The 19,806-nt window shown below is 66.3% G+C and carries 21 protein-coding genes; 9 read left to right on the forward strand and 12 right to left on the reverse strand.

What is annotated here, in order from left to right:
• Positions 1-173 precede the first annotated feature (173 nt).
• Positions 174-359, forward strand: coding sequence for a hypothetical protein (locus tag NATOC_RS15500; protein ID WP_015322423.1), 186 nt, complete (start codon positions 174-176; stop codon positions 357-359).
• Positions 360-573: 214 nt separating this feature from the next.
• On the opposite strand, the gene NATOC_RS15505 is transcribed toward NATOC_RS15500, so the two are convergent.
• Genes NATOC_RS15505 through NATOC_RS15515 form a run of 3 tightly spaced genes read right to left on the reverse strand, consistent with a single transcriptional unit; the run spans position 574 to position 3,615 of the window.
• Entirely contained in the window at positions 574-1,140 is a 567-nt protein-coding gene (locus NATOC_RS15505) for a metal-dependent hydrolase (RefSeq protein WP_015322424.1), read from the reverse strand.
• A 46-nt stretch (positions 1,141-1,186) separates the two neighbouring features.
• Positions 1,187-2,386: an ABC transporter permease gene (locus NATOC_RS15510; protein ID WP_015322425.1), complete on the reverse strand. Its 1,200-nt coding sequence runs from the start codon at positions 2,384-2,386 to the stop codon at positions 1,187-1,189.
• Positions 2,383-3,615 (reverse strand): ABC transporter permease, encoded by a 1,233-nt coding sequence (locus NATOC_RS15515; protein WP_015322426.1) that lies wholly within the window; start codon positions 3,613-3,615, stop codon positions 2,383-2,385. Before NATOC_RS15515 ends, NATOC_RS15510 begins: the two co-directional genes overlap by 4 nt.
• Before the next feature lie 204 nt (positions 3,616-3,819).
• Here NATOC_RS15515 and NATOC_RS23095 point away from each other — a divergent pair, with 204 nt between their 5' ends.
• Entirely contained in the window at positions 3,820-3,945 is a 126-nt protein-coding gene (locus NATOC_RS23095) for a hypothetical protein (protein ID WP_015322427.1), read from the forward strand.
• Between the two features lie 98 nt (positions 3,946-4,043).
• Here NATOC_RS23095 and NATOC_RS15520 read toward each other — a convergent pair whose 3' ends face one another.
• Entirely contained in the window at positions 4,044-4,754 is a 711-nt protein-coding gene (locus NATOC_RS15520) for a CatB-related O-acetyltransferase (RefSeq protein WP_015322428.1), read from the reverse strand.
• Positions 4,755-5,130: 376 nt separating this feature from the next.
• Between NATOC_RS15520 and NATOC_RS15525 the strand changes: the two genes are divergently transcribed.
• Positions 5,131-6,435 (forward strand): polysaccharide deacetylase family protein, encoded by a 1,305-nt coding sequence (locus tag NATOC_RS15525; RefSeq protein WP_015322429.1) that lies wholly within the window; start codon positions 5,131-5,133, stop codon positions 6,433-6,435.
• Between the two features lie 394 nt (positions 6,436-6,829).
• On the opposite strand, the gene NATOC_RS15530 is transcribed toward NATOC_RS15525, so the two are convergent.
• The 3 genes from NATOC_RS15530 to NATOC_RS15545 form a co-directional block, all read right to left on the reverse strand.
• Complete coding sequence (locus tag NATOC_RS15530) at positions 6,830-8,023, reverse strand: MFS transporter (RefSeq protein ID WP_015322430.1); 1,194 nt, start codon at positions 8,021-8,023, stop codon at positions 6,830-6,832.
• A gap of 564 nt (positions 8,024-8,587) precedes the next feature.
• Entirely contained in the window at positions 8,588-9,931 is a 1,344-nt protein-coding gene (locus NATOC_RS15535) for an orc1/cdc6 family replication initiation protein (protein ID WP_015322431.1), read from the reverse strand.
• A gap of 956 nt (positions 9,932-10,887) precedes the next feature.
• Positions 10,888-11,145, reverse strand: coding sequence for a PRC-barrel domain-containing protein (locus NATOC_RS15545; protein WP_015322433.1), 258 nt, complete (start codon positions 11,143-11,145; stop codon positions 10,888-10,890).
• A gap of 647 nt (positions 11,146-11,792) precedes the next feature.
• On the opposite strand from NATOC_RS15545, the gene NATOC_RS15550 reads away from it, so the two are divergent.
• On the forward strand, positions 11,793-12,635 hold the full coding sequence (locus tag NATOC_RS15550) for a DUF4097 family beta strand repeat-containing protein (protein ID WP_015322434.1): 843 nt from the start codon (positions 11,793-11,795) through the stop codon (positions 12,633-12,635).
• 301 nt (positions 12,636-12,936) lie between these two features.
• Here NATOC_RS15550 and NATOC_RS15555 read toward each other — a convergent pair whose 3' ends face one another.
• From NATOC_RS15555 to NATOC_RS15570, 4 genes are all read right to left on the reverse strand, one after another.
• Positions 12,937-13,617: a sensor domain-containing protein gene (locus NATOC_RS15555; protein ID WP_015322435.1), complete on the reverse strand. Its 681-nt coding sequence runs from the start codon at positions 13,615-13,617 to the stop codon at positions 12,937-12,939.
• Positions 13,618-13,697: 80 nt separating this feature from the next.
• Entirely contained in the window at positions 13,698-13,982 is a 285-nt protein-coding gene (locus NATOC_RS15560) for a DUF7521 family protein (RefSeq protein WP_015322436.1), read from the reverse strand.
• Positions 13,969-14,361 carry a hypothetical protein gene (locus tag NATOC_RS15565; RefSeq protein WP_015322437.1) on the reverse strand — a complete coding sequence of 131 codons (393 nt, stop codon included), beginning with the start codon at positions 14,359-14,361 and terminating at the stop codon, positions 13,969-13,971. The genes NATOC_RS15560 and NATOC_RS15565 overlap by 14 nt, the downstream gene beginning before the upstream one ends.
• Entirely contained in the window at positions 14,358-14,699 is a 342-nt protein-coding gene (locus NATOC_RS15570; RefSeq protein WP_015322438.1) for a winged helix-turn-helix domain-containing protein, read from the reverse strand. The genes NATOC_RS15565 and NATOC_RS15570 overlap by 4 nt, the downstream gene beginning before the upstream one ends.
• Positions 14,700-14,893: 194 nt before the next feature.
• Between NATOC_RS15570 and NATOC_RS15575 the strand changes: the two genes are divergently transcribed.
• Positions 14,894-15,667 carry a sensor domain-containing protein gene (locus tag NATOC_RS15575; RefSeq protein WP_015322439.1) on the forward strand — a complete coding sequence of 258 codons (774 nt, stop codon included), beginning with the start codon at positions 14,894-14,896 and terminating at the stop codon, positions 15,665-15,667.
• Positions 15,668-15,898: 231 nt separating this feature from the next.
• Positions 15,899-16,339: a hypothetical protein gene (locus NATOC_RS15580; RefSeq protein WP_015322440.1), complete on the forward strand. Its 441-nt coding sequence runs from the start codon at positions 15,899-15,901 to the stop codon at positions 16,337-16,339.
• A gap of 87 nt (positions 16,340-16,426) precedes the next feature.
• On the opposite strand, the gene NATOC_RS15585 is transcribed toward NATOC_RS15580, so the two are convergent.
• The gene (locus NATOC_RS15585) at positions 16,427-17,566 is read right to left on the reverse strand and encodes a sugar-transfer associated ATP-grasp domain-containing protein (RefSeq protein ID WP_015322441.1); all 1,140 of its coding nucleotides are present in this window, start codon (positions 17,564-17,566) and stop codon (positions 16,427-16,429) included.
• 263 nt (positions 17,567-17,829) lie between these two features.
• Between NATOC_RS15585 and NATOC_RS15590 the strand changes: the two genes are divergently transcribed.
• The 3 genes from NATOC_RS15590 (at position 17,830) to NATOC_RS15600 (ending at position 19,698) form a co-directional block, all read left to right on the forward strand.
• Positions 17,830-18,303 carry a twin-arginine translocation signal domain-containing protein gene (locus NATOC_RS15590; RefSeq protein ID WP_015322442.1) on the forward strand — a complete coding sequence of 158 codons (474 nt, stop codon included), beginning with the start codon at positions 17,830-17,832 and terminating at the stop codon, positions 18,301-18,303.
• Positions 18,304-18,584: 281 nt separating this feature from the next.
• Positions 18,585-19,304, forward strand: a complete 720-nt coding sequence (locus NATOC_RS15595) for a phosphoadenosine phosphosulfate reductase family protein (protein WP_015322443.1) — start codon at positions 18,585-18,587, stop codon at positions 19,302-19,304.
• A gap of 25 nt (positions 19,305-19,329) precedes the next feature.
• Positions 19,330-19,698: a hypothetical protein gene (locus NATOC_RS15600; RefSeq protein ID WP_015322444.1), complete on the forward strand. Its 369-nt coding sequence runs from the start codon at positions 19,330-19,332 to the stop codon at positions 19,696-19,698.
• Positions 19,699-19,806: the final 108 nt, after the last annotated feature.

Here is a 19,806-nt window from a genome sequence, read left to right on the forward strand (position 1 = left end):
ACATCGGCCACAAAGTACTTATCACTGACATATAGATCGGCTGTAATGAGAGTGCAGAGGAGCGTCCGACCGCAGCGTGGCGCTTCCGTTCGGATCCGTGAACGGACAGTCGAGAAACGGAATCGGGACGGGTGTCGCTCGCTCGTTGTTGCCGTCCGCGCGGGTGTGGGTCCATGACTGTCGTCGTCGATCTCGTCGACGGCACCCGCGAGGAGTTCGAGGCCGTCGAGGAACTCGAGTCGGGCTGGCTGCGGTGTACGCGCCCGCGCGATACGCCCCGCTCGGATCTCCCGGGTGGAACGTCGACGAAGTACTATCCGCCGGAGCGGGTCGCGACGGTCAGCCGCGACACGAACTGAAAAGGCCCGTTGACGGGAACCGAGCGGTCGGTTCGGGTCCGTACCGATCACACTGTATCCCTCCACCCGCCGTCCAATACCGGAACATCCGTGCCCTAACGGTCAGTCTCCGGCAATCGCAGTCCCCCGCAGTAATGCCGTCGCCCTGCAACGGAATAGTTCTGTCGGCCAGTTGAATTGATTGAGAACACAACATTCTGGTCCGCGAGGACGCTCAGTTCGGTCCGTGCGCGGAGCGATCGGAGCGGACGCGGTCGACGAGCGCCCGGAGCGTCGCGAGCCCGGGGGAGCCGTCCCGGCGCCAGATTGCGAGCGCGAGGGCGGCGAGGACGAACTCCGAGAGGAAGTACGGATCGCCCAGCGACTCGAGGAAGAGGGCGGTCACCGACGGCGCGCCCGACTCGTAGCCCTCGACCGGGAGCGCGGGCCAGAGCAGGAAGCTAGGGTCGGTACCGCCCCACAGCGCCGGGAGGGCGTCGACCAGCGTGTGAGAGAGCGCGCCGAGGCCGAACGCGAACCCGTACTCGGCGCGGCCGTACCGCCGTGCGAGGACGTAGACGGCGATCGAGACGGGAACCAGAAACAGCAGGGAGTGGGCGAGGGTACGCCCGGTCGGGATCACGCCCAGATACCACGCCAGGGGTTTGTCGATCAGGTCCGGGAACTGGGTGCCAAACAGCAAGACGAGGACGGCGATCTGCCCCGGCGGACGATCGAACCGCGTTCGCGTCGCGAGCGTGTAACAGAGATAGCCGATTGCTGCGTGTCCGAGCGGCCACATACAGTTCGGGCGACGGGGACGACGCCTATAACGGGCCTGGTTCGACTCAGGAGTCGAGGCTCTCGAGGGTCGCCGAGCGACTCGCCTGCCAGCCGGTGATGATCGCGACGAGGGTCCCGACGACGACGGCGACGGCAAACCCGAGGGCCGAGACCTCGAGAGGCGTCCGTACGAGCCGTTCGAACCCGACGAGCCGAGTCGAGAGGGCGTTCAACCCCGCGGCGAGTGCGGGCGTCGCGGCGACGCCGATCGCCCCGCCGAGGAGGCCGACAACCGCTCCCTGGACGCCGACGGTACCGGCCAGCACTCCCCGTGAGAGCCCGATCGCCCGCAGCGCCGCCAGCGCGTCGCGTTGCTGGTAGGCGACCAGTACGAACAGGTTCGCCGTCAGCGCCGCACCGCCGACGATCGAGAGCCCGACGAGTGCGACCCCGCCCGCGACGAGCAGCAGTCGGTCTGTCAGCATCGCCGCGAACTGGTCGTCGGCCGTGCGGACGTCGTAGGCGGGGTAGTCGGCGCGGACGTCGTCGGCGACGGCCTCGCGGTCGACGCCGTCCGCGAGGTTGACCGTGACGAAGGAGGCCCGGTCCGCGCCCGCAGTCCCGGTCATCGACTGCAGCTCGGGTAGCGGGATCGTCGCGGTCTCGGTCCCCAGGAACTGCGAGTAGTACGAGCCAATCCCGACGACCGTGTAGGCGTCGACGGCGCCGGGGCCGGCGCCGACGTAGACGGTGTCGCCGACGCCGACGTCGAACCGATCCGCGGTTTCGGGGTCAAGGACGACGACGTCGGTCGGCGCCGCGGCGTCCTCGCCGTCGGCGGTCAGGGCGCCGTCGAACCCCGCGCCGTCCTCGAACTCGAAGTGGGCGTGGGTCCCCTCGACGCCGACGGCGGTGAGCGGTTCGACCGCGTCGGGGTCGGTCCCGAGGTAGACGTCGTGTAACGCGACCGTCGAGACGTCGCCGACGTCCTCGCGCTCGCGCAGGTCGCTCGCGATCGCCGGGGCGTCGACGACCTCGTTCTCGCCGCCTGCGGCGGGCCCCCCGGTGATCCAGATATCGCGGCCGGCGTCGTCGAACTGCTCCTGGCCCGTCTCGACGACGCCGATCCCGAGGCCGGCCAGCAGCGTCACCGACAGCACCGCGAGGACGACGCCACCGATCGCGAGGACGGTCCGACCGGGGGAACGGCGCAGCTGGGCGAGCCCGAGACCGACGATGGCCCGGAGCCGGGCGAGGCGGCTCACCGCCCCACCTCTGCGAGGACGTCGGTGCGGGCCGCGAGCGCGAGCGGGTAGGGTAAGGCGACCAGCGTCGAGGCGACCGCGACCGCGAGGGCGTAGGGGACCAACAGCGGGTGGAGGGCCGCGATCGCGCTGGGGGCGATCGTTGCGGTCGCGAGGGCGTTCGCGACGCCGATGGCGGCGACCCCGAGGACGACCCCGAGCAGGGCGCCGACGACAGCGGTCGCCAGCGTCGTCGTCGCGACCACGAGCAGCCGGCTTCCGGTGGAGAAGCCGACCGCGCCCAGCGTCGCCAGCGTTCGGCGATCGGCCTCGACGCGCATCCCGGCGGTCGTCGCCACCAGCAGCGAGCAGAGTCCGAGCGAGACCGCGAGCGCGAGCGCGCTCGTCGCGAGCGCGAGCCCGTCGCCAAACAGCGCGTCGACGTCGGGGACGCCCTGGCCCTCAAGGACGGCGCCGGGGAACGCCGCGTCAGCCCCCGCCTCGATCGCCGCGCCGTCGCCCCAGACCAGCACTGCGTCGGCCAGTCCGTCCGCGTCGGCGCCGGAGACCGACTGGAGGACGCCGAGTTCGACGAGCGCGACGGGTTCGTCGTCCTCGGGGCCGTCCTCGACGGCGACGACCGTCGCCGATTGGCTCTCGACGCCCCCGAGAGCGAGCTGATCGCCCGGCTCGACGTCGAGTTCGTCTGCAGCGGGCTGTGAGAGGACGACGGGCGCGTCGGCAGGGGTGTCCGCGAGGGTCTCGAGTGGAAGGTCGGCGACCGTCGCGGACTCGGGACCGGAGCCGTGGTCGGTATCGACGCCGACCGCCGCGAGGTAGGTGATATCGCCGTCGCGCTCGGTGCGAATCGGCTCCTCGAGGACGGGCGAAGCGTGATCGACCCCGTCGCGGTCGGCGAGTCGTGCGGCCCGCTCGCGGCTCTCGCCGAGGCGCGGTTCGCCGGCACCCGCGACCGAGCCGTGGACCCCGCCATCGTCGGCGACGATCCGGGCGTCGGCGTCGACCCCGGGCCCGTCGTCGTCGGCCAGCGCGAGCGCGACGCCGGTGACGAGCAGGAGGTTCGCGACCGTCAGCGCGACGACGAGGACGGTCGCGAGGGTCCGTCCTCGGGCCGTCGTCGTCTGGGTCCGGACCACGCCCAGCGCGAGCGTGAACAGTCCCCACCACCGGCTCGCGCGGGTCGCTATCGGGCTCGGCTCGGCGTTCGACTCCTGGTCTGGCTCCGACATCGGTGACTGTGCGTGTCGCGTTTCGGCGACCGCTACACGGCGGAGCAAACGGCGTCCCCGCCATTGTTTGTGAGTCGTTACCGTCACAGCGTCAGGACCGTTCGACTCGCGAAACAGTCCGCGCGAACCGACTGTATGCCCGTTCGGTTTCGGCACTCCGATCGCCCGATAGCTTTATCTCATTGACAGTTGTTACCACACACGATGGTCGGAAGACTCCTCGCCGTGCTGACCCTCGCCCTCCTGTTGTTGTTTCTGGCCGGCGGTCCGGCAGTCGCCGAGTTCACAGCCTCGCAGCTGTGTGGTCCCCTCGAGTCGATCCAGTGTTGAACCGCGCCGTCCAGTCGCAGTCGTCGGTCTATCGTCCCGATCCCCGGCGCGATCGCAGGATAGCTCGCAGTCTCCGGCACTGACGGCAAGTGTCTGTCTCAGTCGGTGGGGATCGGCGACCGCGCGAGCGGAACGTCCGCGGCGTCCTCGAGCGTGCGCTCGAAGAAGGCCCGGTGTTCGCGGATCCGTTGCTCGCTCCATTCCCACCACTCCAGATCGAGCAGGCGGGATCGGACCTCCGGGGGGAACCGCCAGCCGATCCGCTCGGCAGGTACCCCGCCGACGATCGCATAGGGATCGACGTCCCTGGTGACGACTGCCCCCGCGCCGACGACGGCCCCGTCACCGATCGTCACCCCCGAGAGGATCGTCGCACCCGTCCCGATCCAGACGTCGCTGCCGACGGTGATCGGCCCCTCGGCCGTCGGCGGGAGCTCCCCGTCCAGAACCTCCTCGTAGAACCGAATCTGTAACGACGGGCGATCGATCCGGTGATTTGTCTGCTGAAACGTACTCTCGCGGGCGATCGCACAGTAGTTGCCGAGCTCGACTTCGCCGACGAGATCGCAGTCGGGCTCGAGATTGGTTCGTCGCCCGATCGTGACGTCGCCGTCGAGAATACATCCCCGGCTCAACCGCGCGTGAGGGCCGATCTCGACCTGACGGCGGAGCAGACAGCCGATCGAGATCCGGGCCGAAGGAGCGACGTTGAGGTCGACCGACTCGACGTACCGGTTGAGCAGCTCGCGCGTTACCGGCGGGTAGCCGACGAGAGAGGCCGACCGTTCCACGAGGGAATCTAGACTCATGCGTATAGCTACCAGCCAACGTACCCTCGTTTATACTTTATCCGGCCACGCGGTAGAGTCATCGGTCGAGACCGTTCGCAGCCCGCGGTTACCGCGGGTAGGCGTTCCCTGTCCCCGTTTCGGTTTCGGAACCGAGCCGAGCCGATCGGGAGTTCGAGCGAGACGCCGGTGTCGTCCTCGGACTGGCGATCGTTGTGGTCGTCCGCTCCGACCGACCGACGAATCGACGGTTTCGGCGCCGCGGACGTACCGACGTGGGAATCCGCTCTCGGTGAACGGTCCGGTTACCGTTACTATCGTCGCAGTAACACTGGTTGGAGATCCGGGAGGTCGGTCCATAACAAACCGTGGGTCGGGGTTGGTGTCGGGTGGACCAATGGATCGACGAACCTATCTCGTGACCGCGACGGGAGCAGTCGTGGCGCTCGCTGGCTGCTCGGAAATGGGCGGCCCGGGGGAGACTGACGACGAGAACGGCGACGACGGCGCGGCCAACGGCGACGACGATCACGAGGAGACCGAGACGGAAGAAGAGGACGAAGAGGAAGAGGACGCCGATCACGGCGATCTGGTCGGCACCTACGACGACTTCGAGGACCTCGACCCCTGGGACGCGTTCCAGGACATTGGCTCGATCGAGGCCGACACGGAGCAGTACTACGAGGGCTCGCAGTCGGCTCACCTCCTCCCCGATTCCGAGGACGGGCAGGTCAGAGTTCGCCGCGAGACGGACGAGCCGATCGACATCCGGGACGTGGCACCGGGAGTGGCCATGACCGCCTCCGACAGCGGGATGGTGCTGATCCAGCTACAGGACGAGAACGGCGACTACGTGGAGTACAGCCAGCAGGTGATGGACAACATGCCGCTGGCACGGCACAACTTCGGACTCACCCGCGTGCGCGGTGATCCGAATCTCGAAGAGATCATCGTTCTCCAGATCATCCGCTGGTTCGGCGAGCCCGACGACGAGGACGAGGACGGCGATGGCGAGGAAATGTGGGTCGACGACTTCCACTTCGTGCCAAAGCCCGACACGCCGAAGGTGATGCTCCAGTTCCACGGCGGCTACGAAACCCACTACGAGGAGGCGATGCCTCGGGTCGCACAGTACGATCTGCCGGCGACGACGTTCGTGCCGCCGGATCGCCTTCGGGCCGACGCCGCCGTGGAAGGGGATCGGCTCACCGAAAGCCAGGTCGAGGAGCTCGCAGCGGAAGGGTGGACGATCGGCTGCCAGACCGCGAACGGGTCGCAGGTAGATTCGATCGACGAGGTCGGGGCCGAGGACGTCATCGTCGAGCCTGCGGAGTGGCTTGAGGACGAAGGGTACGCCGACGACGGCCGGTTCTTCGCGTTCCCCGGCTCGCAGTACACCGAGGAGAGCTACGAGCTCGTCCAGGAGAACTACGACCTGGCGTTCGCCGGCCAGACCCAGTCACAGGGGTACGCCGGCAACCCCCACCTCTGCTCGGTAGTTTCGAACCCGAGTGGCGACGAGGGCGGCGATCTCGTCGAGTGGACCGCCGAGATGGGCGGGATCACCTCGATCGGGTTCTACCAGCTCGAGGAGAGCGAGGCGATCGAGGGGCTCGAGTCGACGCTCGAGGCGCTCGAGGAGTACTCGGGCGAGATCGACGTGATTACGCCCGGCGAGATGGCCGACGACTACGTCTACTAAGCCGCGACGAGTCGGCTGGTCGGCACTCGCAGCTCGTTCGGACGCGCGACTTTGTATCATCAGGTCACTCCGCGGACGCGGTACGTCGGGAGCGATCGCCAGCACGGCGCCGACCGCAAGCGCGTAGCCGCCGCGTTCGATGCTCCAGTGGACGCCCCACATCACCGACACACGCACAGCCCAGCGACGAGAAGTACCGCGAGCCCCACCGCCAGGTAGCCGAGGCCGTCGCGGACCGGGCGGGTCTGTTCCACCGTCGCCCCAGTAGTACGCGACCGCGACGGCGAGCAGCGTCGCCGGATCGAACAGCCAGGGTTCGAGCACGCGCCGCGACTACGGGGACGGTCCGAAAACCGTTCGGCCGCGAGGCGCGCTCGGGGTCCGCCACCAGAGATTACTCTCGAGGCATCCGTAACGTCAGCAGCGTTCCGGCGCCGACGATCAGCGCCAGCAGGAGATAACCGGCGTCGAAGTACCCCCGCTCGGCGATCACGCCGAAGACGACCGGGCCCGACGCCCCCAGCACCGAGGCGCTCGAGCGGATCACGCCCAGACCCGTCCCCTGGATCTCCGCAGGGATGATCTCGGCGAGGTACGACTGGGTGATCGCGCCCGAGCCGAGCATCGTGCTCGCGAGGACGGTGACCCCGACGAGCCCGACGAAGCCGTCGACGAACGGCAACAGCGCGAGACCGACGACCGATCCCAGCAGGATCAGCGGAAGCGAGCCCCGGAGCCCGACTCGGTCGTAGGCCATCCCGGCGATCGGTTTGACGACGACGCCGACCGCAAAGAACAGTCCGAACAGGACGCCGGCGACCGTCGAGGACAGCCCCTTCTGTTCGACGAGGTAGGTCGGGTAGAACGCCGAGAACGTCTGCCAGACGAAAATAAAGAGAAAGAGGATGACGCCCATGATCGCGAGGACGGGGCTGCGGAGCTCCCGGATCACGTACCGCAGGTTCTCGCTCGAGGCGTCGCCGTCCTCGGGGTCGGGGGCTGGCAGCGTCAGCCAGATGACGACCGCGGTAACACAGAGCAACGGAAGGACGAAACCCAGGCCGAGCCGCCAGGCGACCGCGACCGCCAGGACGCTCGCGATCGGCGGCAGCACCGTCTGGCCGACGTCGCCAGAGGCCATCGTCACACCCAGGACCCGTCCGATCCGATCGGGGTAGAGTTCCGACAGCGCGGTGATCCGGGCGATAGGATACTGCGAGTGCCCCAGACCGACCAGCGCCGTCGCCCCGAACAGGACCGCGGCGTTGGGCGCAAACAGGACGACGGTGACGCCGACGACGACCATCGAGACGCTCGCGACCAGTACGGAGCGCTCGCCGTGGCGGTCCGCCAGTATCCCCCCGGGAACCTGCCCGATCGCGTAGCCGAGCCAGATCAGCGTGACGAGCAGACCGGCCGTCGAGAGCGTGAGGTCGAACTCGGCGCTGAAGTAGGGTAGCAAGACGGGGTAGATCATCCGGGTACCGTTCAGCAATCCCCAGCCGAGCGCGATAGCCAGCAACGTCTTTCCGGTCCCGCCGGCCCACAGGCCGGCCAGCTCGCGACGGATCGAATCCAGGCGACTCATTCGGCGTGTACGTGGGAAGGCCGGTCCCGTTGAAACCGTTTTAGTTCGAGGCGGTGGTTGCTGATTTCGAGTCGAGGGAGCGGTGCGTCGAAGACGGCGTCCTCGGGTCCAGCTTCCCGTCTCCGGGAGGCTCGTCCCGTTACTCCGTTCGCCCGGGGAGGTTCGACTTCCCGCGTTTGGGATCGAGTCCTCGCGGACGAGACGCACGGCGCCCCGGGTGTGGGCGGATACCCGCAGTCGACGGATCGACTGCGTTCGAAAGGGCGACTCCCCGTGTGCGAAGTGAAACGATAACACGCACGTACGGGAGGCGGGGAACGGACCCTCCCCGTGTGCGAAATGAATTGTCGGCACTGAAGCGGCGACTGGTCGGTTGCGGACCAACTCGAGCCGCGAATCGACTGGGGACCCCCCGTGTGCGAAATGAATTTCGAGCGGCGATCGCTCCGAAGACGGGGCGTCGGCGCGTCGATCGGCAGCGAACCGACACTGCGACCCCGACTCCCCGTGTGCGAGATGAATTCGGCGCCGCGGGAATCGGCTTCCGAGCGAGACGGATCGGGCTCAGTCCCCGTCAAAGAACTCGGCGATCTGGGCGTTGACGACCGATCTGAGCAGTTCGTCCTCGCCGTTGATCTCCTCGAGGCGGAAGTCCGTCCGCAGGGTCTCCGCGACGACGGCCGGATCGTCGACGAACGTGTACTCCTTGTGGACGCCGCTGCCGTACCCCCGGCCGCGTTTCTCCGAGGTGATGAAGTTGTACGTCTCGGCCTCGGTCATATAGCGGAGGTAGGAGTCACGGGATTTCTTGTCGGTCTCCAGTCGCTCGGTCAGATACTGGTAGACCCGATAGGCGACAGTGCTCGGAATCGCGTTCAGGTTCCGCTCGGCGTAGACGGGAACGATCGCAGTTGCGTACAGGGAGAGTTTCTTCTGGGTGGAGAGCCCCTGCATCTGAGTGAGGGTGCGGTCGCGCTCGGCCTCCTGCTGGGCGTCGCGAACGTGGTCCTCGCGGACCCGCTCTTCGCCGCGTCGGTTGGCGATCTCGCCGGCCTTCCGGAAGAGGTCGATCGCCTTCCGCGCGTCGCCGTGGTCCTGGGCGGCGAAGGCCGCGCTCAGCGGGATGATTCCGGCCTCGAGGACGCCGTCCTGGTAGGCGTCCCGTCTGCGGTCGAGGATCGCCTGGAGCTGGTTGGCGTCGTAATCGGAGAAGACGACGTCCTGAGGGTTAAAGGAGCTCTCCGCGCGGCCGTCGAGGTCCTCCATAAACCGTGGGTCGTTCGTGAGCGCGGCGACCGAGACGTGGCCGTCGATCCGACCGAGCTGTGAGGCCCGCGAGAGCTGGTACAGCAGCTTCGAGTAGGCGGGTTCGTCGTTGGGGTCGCGCTGGCGACCGACCAGGAGGTCGACCTCGTCCAGAATGATGATGACGGAGTCGAACTCCTCGCTCAACAGTGCGTACAGCCGGTTTAGCTTGCGGTCCGTCGAGACGCCGCTTTCGGGAACGCCGACCTCGACGCCGGCCGTCGTCGCGGTGTTCTCGACGAGGCGGTACACCGCCCGATCGTGGGACTTGATCGTCTGGCAGTTGATCTGGATGACGCCGAACCGATCCCCCTGGGCCTCCGCGAGCTCGACGACCTGCTCGCAGACGGCGTTGATGATCAGGGATTTCCCGGTCCCCGACGGACCGTACAACAGCATGTTCGGCGGACGGTTCCCCTGGAGCGCGGGCCGCAGGTAGGTGATGATGTCCTCGAGTTGCTGATCTCGGCCGACGATCCGGTCCTCGTCGATGACGGCGTCGGGGTCGAGCAGCCCACGATCCCTGAACACCGACTGCTGGACGCCATCCTGCAGCCGCCCCTTGATCGATTCCGAAAGGGAGCGATCGTCGCCGTCGGTCATACCCTGTCACTCGCACTGACTTCATAAATACGTGACGAGTACCGCGTGCGAGAGCAACACCTTCGATATTGCCGTGGAGAGCTATCGTACGGTGAGTTGGGAACGCGAAGCCGAAAACCGTGGGCGAAGTCAAAACCGGTCACCGCGACCGACAGGACGGTCGAACCCATCCCGTTCCGGCGCCGCGAGAGGGACCGTCCCGGTCACCGCGATCAGACCGCCGTGATCGGCGAAATCGGAGTCCCCGTGTGCGAAGTGATTCTCGCTCCCGTCCACGAGCGGGAGGACCCCCGCAGTGTAACCCCCTCCCCCCGTGTGCGAAATGAAATCCGCAACCGAACGGGGGTGGGGGAGGGGTGGGGTGACGCTTGGAAACCCGTTCTCGGACGAGGACGCGACGAAACTGAACGCATGGGGCGTCCTCATACAACTGAAGTCCGGAGGCGACCACGGACTCCTCTAGAAGCGATGGTTTTATCAAGTGTTTCTAGAAACAGTAACCGTACTGGGTTCGGGACGAGTCGAAAGAACGAGGACGTTCGGAGACCGTCCCGGAAAGCCGCCAGATCCCAAATATTTCACACCGTCTCTATCCGGGCTCCCGTCCGCGCCAGCGAGTTGAACCATCGGGTGCCGTCCTGCTGGGCGAGTCAGCTCTCCGCTCGAAAACGGACGGGCGTCGGTTCCGGCACGCAGCTCCCACTGGTCTCTCGACAGACAGTGATCCGGACACCGATCCGACCCCCCACCCCCTCTCGTCCGGATTTCATTTCGCACACGGGGGGAGGGGGCTCCCAGTAACGGAACCGACGTTCGTCGTTCCGCGGTCGCTTCGCAAACGTGGGCGAACTTCGCAAACGAGGACGAACGCGAGAGCTCCTCGAATCGACGGCCAAACTCGATCGGAGCGTTCGGACGCCTCCTGTCGAGCTACTCGTGGGTTCGTCGCGTCTTCGCTATTGGTCCGACACCGCGTCGCCCGAGGCGATAACGATCCTGTCGTCGATGTTCTCGATCCGATCGAGCGGGAGCCGAAACCGACCGTCAGCGTCGGTTTCGGTACGCTTGGGCAGTCGATCCTCCGGCTGAACGACCAGTTCGTTGATTCGTCCGGAGTCGAGGGTCATCGTGATGTTCTCGACCGTTCCGTAGTCGGTGCCGTCGACACCGACGATCGACTTCCCCTGTAGCTGTCGTGCCAAACAGGTTGCCATACCCGTCGTTTCGCGGACGCCTACTAAACACCGTGGGATCCGTCACAGTTTTCGAGAGCGACCACTCGCGCCATCGACTTCGGCTGTGGCCTCTCGATTCGAGGACTCGCGGCGCCGATTCGACGGCGACGCGACTACCGGGGAGATCGAAAGGAAGGAAGGCCCCCGACTAATCGTCGGGGGGCACCACTGAACCACGATTGCGAACCAGCAACGGAATGTCGCCCGAACGGGAGACACCTGGGATGCGCTGCTGGTCATGAGATACTTGCTCCGCGTACAAAAGTACCTCTCGATTCGCGTCGTGGTCTCGCCGCTCCCGGATCGAGCGACGACACCCTCGAGGCACGCCAATCAGGCCGTTTTGCACCCTGCATTATCGATTCCCAGAGTAATCGAGGTGGATGCCACGGGGCTTGACCCCGAGGCAGTTGACGCGTCAGCGGAGGGGAAGCCCACGACTTCAGTCCTGGGAGGACGTCACGCTGCGGAACCGATTCGCCCACTGGCTCGTTCGCACCACCGTACCGACCGAACCGGTTCGCCTGAACGGGGATCCAGTTCATCCGGTATAACTGTGGGGGATCGTGTGGCCACTCGCCAGTCCTGCCTTCCCTTACAGGGGGGTCGCGCCCGTAATTCCGAGTATGGCACCGACCACCACGAGACGGCGACTGCTCGCCGGACTGGCGACCGCTGGAACGGCGGCGCTTGCGGGCTGTACCGGCTCGACGCCGTTCGTCGGCCGACGTCTCGCCGACAGCGAGACGATCGATCCCGAGGACGCCGCGGCGGTCACGATCGCCGGCTCGGTCGGCGATCTGACGGTCACCGGCGACGACCGCGAGGCGATCGGACTGGAGATCGAGAAACAGTCGAGTTCGGTTCGGACCGACCTCGAGGCGCTCGAACTCGAGTCGGATCGTGACGGTGACGTCCTCGAGTTACGGGCGACTTACGACGGTGAGACGGGCTGGTTCGAGAGCGAGCCCGCGATGGACCTCGACGTCGTGCTCCCGGACGGGCTGTCGGTCGAGCGACTCGTTACGGGAACCGGACAGGTGACCATCACCGACGTCACCGGAGATCTCGAAGCTCGCTCGAGTACGGGCAGCGTCGAGATCAGCGACGTCGACGGGACGGTCACGGCCGAGACGAGCACGGGCGGGATCGAGATCGAGGACGTCGCGGCCGTCGGCGACGTGACTGCGAGCACGGGCAGTATCGAGGCCGCAGTGCCCGCAATCGACGGCGACACGGTGCTCTCGGCGAGCACCGGGAGCGTCGAGGCGGCCCTCTCGCCGACGATCGACGCCGACCTCGAGGCCCGAACCAGTACCGGAAGCCTCGAGATCGACGCCGACGGGCTGGAACTCACGGAGTACCGCCGCGAGGACGATCGCGTCAGCGCCGTCCTCGGGGAGGGCGGGCCGCGCCTCCGGATCGAGACGAGCACCGGCGGGGTCGAAATTTCGGCGCTCGAGGAGTGACGGGACCCGGGACACGTGGGCCCAAGGAGCGACGGAACTCGGGACGCGTGGCCCGAAGAACAACGGAACGCCCGCTCGGTCCGTGATCGTGTCCCGCAGTCGAGTCCTCGATCGGACGGACACGCCTCCCAGGATACCCTACAGCGTTCTCGACCACTCTTGGTCCAATCGCGCGCGAAGAAATCACGATATCGGCTCTCTCCGCCTCGGTCTCTCCCGTTCACTCGACGCTGTTCTCTCCGTTCGCCCTCGATCACTCGCCGCCTTTTGTTCGTCGGCGAAAGCCGTTCGTGGACGCTTACTACCCCTCTCGGGGGTCGAGCAGGCTGACGGCGACGACTGCGGAGAGGCGTCCGAGGAGGTTCGCGAGGTACAGCGTCACGGCCAGCGCGAGCAACCCCACAGTCGCGGCGCCAAGCGCCCGCGGAAGCGTCCCGATCACGATCGGGTCGACGAGGACGGCGTAGACGACCAGATCCGCGCCGTAGACGGCGGGCGCGACGAGCAGGCTCGTCGCGAGCGAGACTCCGACGACGAGGACGACGAACCCACAGATCCCAAGCAGGATCTTCCAGCCGAGATACGCCGCACCGAGCCAGGTCTCGCGGCCGAGCACGAGTCGTTTCAGGAACGCGGCGACCCCCTCGTCGGTCGGCGGTATCGAAGCGGTGACGTCGACGGCGAGCAGTTCGCGGGTGAGCGCACCGTCGAGTCGGGCTAGCGCGACGATCGACAGCAGTGTCGCGACCAGTGCGATCGGGCCGAGCAGCGTGAGGCTCAGTCCGAGAGTCATCGACGCGCCGACGGTGATCGCGACGAGATACGCGATCCCGAGCGGGAACGCCAGCAGGACGTACGCGAGCGATCGGTACGTCCAGGGGTCGATCGGCGCGGCGTAGAACGGCCGATCGCTCCCGGTTCGTGGCGGGTCGGTCGGCAACGGACCGCCGTCGCCGGCGGCGTTGGGTCGGTTCGGTGGCATACGACCGGATCGACGGTCCCGAACCCGGTAAAACGGGACCGCGAGCTGTCGAACCGACCACCGCACGAAAACGTTAAGTACTAGGTCCCTTCGAGCGAGTAGAGGATCGCTACCAGCCCGGCGATAGTCACCCAGAGGACGCCGAGCAGGCTGGCGGCGTCCGACAGCGAGAGCAGCGGTGCGAGTCCGTAGCTGACGACGACGGGTCCGGCGGCGATCAGCCCGATTCCGATCGCGAGGTAAAACATCGCGAGGCTGTCGTTGCGACGGTATCCACGGTAGGCGTAGCCGGCGACGACCAGGCCGACGACGGCGGTCGCGAGCGCCGTCGCGAACAGCACCGCGGCCGGATCAACGGCGACCATGGATCACCCCCAGGATGACCACGAGCCCGACCAGCTGGCAGGCGGTGACGATCGTCTCCTGCCAGACCGTCTCGACGCCGCCGACGTTCGACAGCGCGAGCCGCAGGAGCATCGGCACGGTGGTGAGCAACACGAGTCCGACGCCGAGCAGGAGCATCCCCCGCCCGCCTCCGGCGCGGTAGCCCCGGTAGAGCCGCACCGCCAGGTACACCGACAGCACCGTCGCGAGGACGAGCGAGAGAAAGACCAGCGCGATCACCGTCGGGGAGCCCCCGACGGTCGCAACTCGACCGCCGTCCGCGAGGACGACGCCGGCGTCCGTCCTCGGGAGCGACTCCGTCGGCAGCGTGGCGGTGTTGGGAACCGTTTTCGGACTCATTTGAACCCCTCATAGAGGCGGGTGAAGCGGTCTGCAGCCGATTCCTCCCGTTCGATCTCGACGTCGTACCCCTCTTCTGCGAGGCGGATCCGCACCTCGCGAAGGCGGGCCGCGTACACCTTGTGGTGGTGGCCGTCCGGATCGAGTTGCTGGTGAGCCTCGAGCAGGTCGGCCTCGGTGAGTCGCTCGACGCGCCGGTAGATCGTCGATGGATCCGCGTCGCAGGCGTCGCTCAGCGCCCGGACCGACTGGGGTTCGTCGTGGGTGCGGACGAGGATCGTCTTGACGTAGTCGTCGCCGAGTATCTCGACGACGTCGACCTCGCCGTCGTCGGCCATCGGGTATCGGTACTCGGGCCGGCCAAATGGGTGTTTCCCGGAGCGGTTTCGACGCGGCTCCGAACGGGCCGAACGACGATCGGTCAATCCGTCAGCTCGAGGACGTCGACGATGGCCCGGGCCGACTCCGGATGCGGGCGGTGTCGTCGAACGGGGGCCAACGTTTATTCTCCCGCACAGGGAGTGTTCGTGCAATGGGATCGACGACGACCGGAACCGCCAGGACGACCGCCGACCGGTTCGTCCGGGGACTCCGGTGGTTCCTCTCGGTGCCGGTTCGTCGGGAGACCTACCGTCGCCTGGCGTACCTGCTGGTTGCCTTTCCGCTCGGATTGCTCTACTTCGTCGGCCTCGTCGTCGGGCTCTCGATCGGGATCGGGCTCTCGGTGATTCTCGTCGGGATTCCGATCCTGGCGTTCGTCGTCGGGGTGGCGCTGCTTGTCGCCCAGTTCGAACGTTGGCTGGTAAGCCTCCTGCTTCCGGTCGATATCGACGCCAGACGCGAACTCGAGGGGGAGCGACGCCGCGACCGGGCGCTCGATCTGGCGACCGACCTCCGGACCTGGACGCCGCTGGTCTACCTTCCGTCAGTCTTCTTGCTGGGGACCGCCTCGTTTACCCTCCTGACGACGGGACTGTCGACTGCGCTGGCAATGCTACTGGTGCCGCTGTACTACGACCAGCCCGGGCTATACGTCGGGATCGTCACCGATCGGGCACCGGAGTTTCACCAGACCGTCTACCTGGCCTGGAACCAGCTGCTGGTCGGCTTCGAAGCGGTCGTGACGGTCGGCTACTGGGAGATCACGACGCTCCCGCAAGCGCTCGCCGTCGCCGTCGGCGGGATCGTCCTCGGACTGCTCACCTTGCACGCGCTGAACGCGCTCGCTGGACTGTTCGCTCGCTACGCCCGACTCCTACTCGCGGACGGGTACGATCCGACCGCGCTGATCGGTTCGGCACGATAGCTCGGATCTGCGAACCCCGGGACGTCCTCGTCGAATCTCGGCGCCCTCTCGGCCGATCCCAGATAACCGAGACCGGTAGGTACACTATCTACGATAGGTGGCTAAGGTGAGGTACGTTAACTACGATAGGTACCTATTACAAGGCAGCTACTGGAATGGCAGTCCGTGTGCGCCTTCCGATGGTGAACATGCAGGCCACACGCTCATCGGTCGGATCGTTGAGTGTTCGGTATGGCATCGCTCGAGACGACACAGGAACGGACCCGCTCGGAAATCGCCGCGTACCTCCGTGAGTTCGCCGACGAGCTCGATCCGGAGACCCGAACCGAGGACGCGACCCGCGACGGCTCCACCGGGACGGTCGGTACCGACACGACCGACTCGGCGGGGATCGGTGATACCCGGACCGACGACCGCGACGACGATCTACTCGGCACCGACGACCGCGACGACGAGCCAGTCGACACCGACGGTGCGCACGTCGGCGACAAGGTCACCGTGATCGCGGGCAACGAGAGCGCGACGATCAATCCGCCACGGACCTGCGCGTTCGACGTCGCGATCGACACCGACTCGGACCTGCTGGATACGGGCGCGGAACGGAGCACCTCGTTTACGATCCGCTGGGACGCCGATCACGTCGAGGCCGACGACGAACTGACCGTCGAATAGCACGTTCCGCTCGATCCGATCCGCGGCCGTCCACGATCCAGCCGTCGGTAGCCGTGCGATCCGAACGCAGTCGACGCAGATCGCGTTTCACCGAACGCCGTGGCGCTCGTAGAACCGCCGAACGCGGTCGTCGGCCAGCAACGGTCCGTGGACCTGCATCGCCTTGAGGCCGGGGTAGCTGTTGGCTTCGATGATCTTGAACGAGCCCCCGTCGTCGGTGACCACCAGATCCCAGCCCGCGTAGGGGATCATCGGGTGATCCGACGCCAGCGCGAGGAGCTTCTCGCGGATCCGCTCCCACCCGGGGATGGCGGTCCCCTCGATTCGCGCCCCGGTCTCGGGGTGGCTGACGTGCCACTCGAGGCGGTCGCTCCCTCGAGGGAGCTGCGCGCCAGGTCCAAGCTCGCCCGTCTCGAGGTCGATCTCGGCGCTGAGCCCGCCCTGCGAGAAGTTGTCCATCGAGCCCGAGGCGTCGGTTCCGATCCGCTGGACCGCGGCCGCGACGAACGCCTCCTCGCGGTCCTCGTCATACATAGTAATCGCCCGGATCGTGTTCGGCGTCTCGGGGTAGAGTTCGGCTGCGTACGGACCCTGTTCGACGTGTTCACAGACGAGGTAGTTCTCGAGCCCGTCGACCCGTTCGATCAGCGCCTCACGATCGTGGTCCTCGCCATTGATCTCGTACCCTTCGTCGGTCCGCGAGCAGAGCAAGACGTTGTTCCCCCCACCACCTCTGACCCACTTGAGGACGAGCTTTCCGTCCTCGTCGAGCCGATCGGCGACCCACTCGCCCGCGTCGGCGACGGCGCCAGTTCCGGAGCCGACGGCCGACTCGAGGGCCGCCCCCCCATCGGCGACCGCCGATGGCAACGACCCGCCCGCGTCCTCGTTGATCTCGTGGATGGTCCCGTTCCGGACGACCCCGTAGACGGTCATCCGGTGATCGGGGTACGAACGCATCAGCCAGTCGAAAAATAGCTTGTTCGAGAGTGCGATCGACCACGTCCCGTTGAGGTTTTTCGTTCCGACGTACCGCTCGTAGTCGCTGAGAAACGCCGCTGGATCGTAGCGTTCGAAGTCGTAGATGACACCGGCCCTGCTCAGAAAGCCGCGCCGCCAGAGCGCGAGCCGGCGCGGAAGCGACTGCGAGTACGACGGGAGCTCCCGCTCGGTAGCGAGGAGATCTCGAACCCCCTGTATTGTGAAGTAGGCGTCGCGGACGTTCATACCGAGTGCTGTCGAGCACGGGCCGTCAACGTTGTGCTTCCCGTTTCGTGGGGGCGGTGTTCGCTTCTCCGACGGAGTCACACGAGCCCGGGGCCGCGACCGCGGTCGAACGACGTCGCGCTCGACGCACTGGGGAGGAAATTTCCATCGACGCTCACGATAGATAACACGCCGAGTTCTACTCCAGGTAATCGAATTTCCCATCCTCCGGGAATGGACTTCACTTTTGAACATCCGTCGGCTGTTACACCGAACTGGAAACGATGACCGATCACACACGCCGAACAGTACTAAAGGCCGCAGGAGCATCTACGATCGCCGTCGCGATCGCCGGCTGTGCCGGCGACGACAACGACAACGGGAACGACGAGAACGGCGACGAGAACGGCGAGGACGCCGACGGGTTCGAGATCGACCCTGGAACCGAGATCGTCCTCGACGGCTACGCCTCCCACTGGGAGGGCATCGAGCCCGACGAGATCGACGGCGAGGATAATCCGACGCTCGTCCTTGAGGAGGGTGAAGAGTACACGATCGAGTGGATCAACGCCGACGGCGTCGCTCACGACCTCCAGATCTGGGACGAGGACGACGAGCTCGTCGACGACCTCGCGACAGACAGCATCGACGACGAGGGCGAGGGCGACTCGCTGGAGTTTACGGCCGAGCCGGAGATGGTCACGTACGTCTGTGAGTATCACGAGACGAATCAGGTCGGCGACCTCGTCGTCGAGTAAGATCGCTCCCTCGAGGGATCCCGAGCCGATCGGGGTTCGCCGTCACTCTCCTGTGAAGGATCCGAAACCGGCCACAGTTCCGTTTGCCGCCGACGGGTACGGTTCCTGGCATCGATCCGAGCTACTGCTTTCAGACTACTATTCGAGCCCCCCGGATTTGCAGGCACAACCCCCTTCCGTAATCCAGTGATGTCCTACGGTACCACGAGAGTGAGTTCGTAGCATGACTCGAAATCCGCAGCGTCGGCACACACAGTACAGCCGCAGTTTCTTAGCCACCTATGTCAATTGAGATCGACATCGAATCCGCCAGTCTCGACGAAAAGCTCGATAAATCCCTCGACGTCCTCGAGGAAACGTGGTCGAAGTTCGACGATCCGACGTTCACCTGCAGCTTCGGAAAGGACTCGAACGCCGTGTTGGACCTTCTGGCACGGTCGGACGCCGACCTCGAGAGCGACGTTACGCTCTCTTTTCTCGACCACGGCAACCACTTCGAGGCGACGTGGGGGATGAAAGAGGCTCTCGAGGATCGCTACGGCGTCACCTTCGAGACCTACGAGCCGGACTCGAGCTACGAGGAACTCGTCGCCGAACACGGGCCTCGCGTGAACCAGCGCAAGCCGGACCTCTGTTGCCAGACGCTCAAGTCAGCGCCGATGGAGCGGATGGTCGACGGCTACGACGGCTGGATCACCGGCTACCGGATGGACGAAGGGCTCGACGACGGCGAGGGCGAGGGGAGCTACGAGTGGCGGAAACACCTCGACTACTTCGAGGAGAAGGAAGCGGTCACCCGGATCAACCCGATCGTCCACTGGACGACCGAGGACGTCTGGGAGTACCACGAGCGCCGCGACATTCCGTACAACGACCTCTACGACGAGGGGTTCGAGTGTCTCGGCTGCAAGCAGTGTACCCTCGACGGCGACCCGCTCTTTGCCTACGACAGCATCCGTCGAGTCGGCGACGGAACGGAGCCGGAGGAAGCGAGCGACTGATGACGACCGCCCCTACCAGCCTACGATGACCGTCGAGAAACAGTCACCGGACGAGATCGTGGATCGGCTGCTCAGAAAGACCGACGACGACGAGCTCGTGGTGTACCTCGAGGACGAGACCGAGCTCCCGGTCTCGATCAGGCGTCCCCTCCACCTGCCGAGCTCGGTCCAGGAGGGCGTCGAGGGCGGAAGCGTCCGCTACTCGGTGCTGGCCGACGAGGACGCCGTCGACCAGCTCGATCTGCCCGCCCGGGAGGGCGTCATCGCCGCCGAGGAGCTCGAGGCCGGCTCCTGGACCCGCTCTCGCCTCGAGTTCCACGAGCAGTTCGACGAGGACGAGTTCGGCGAGCTCGAACGCTCCGCGGACGTCCTCGCGGTCGCCGACGCCTCCTGACCCCGAACGGTTTTCCATTCGGTGTCCGGTCGCAGACTGTTTTCAGTTCGGTTTCACGCGGGACCGACGAGAGCCGGCGCGGAGCTGCCTGCTGGGAGGCGTTCATCC

The sequence above is a fragment of the Natronococcus occultus SP4 genome, assembly GCF_000328685.1.
GTDB lineage: Archaea > Halobacteriota > Halobacteria > Halobacteriales > Natrialbaceae > Natronococcus > Natronococcus occultus.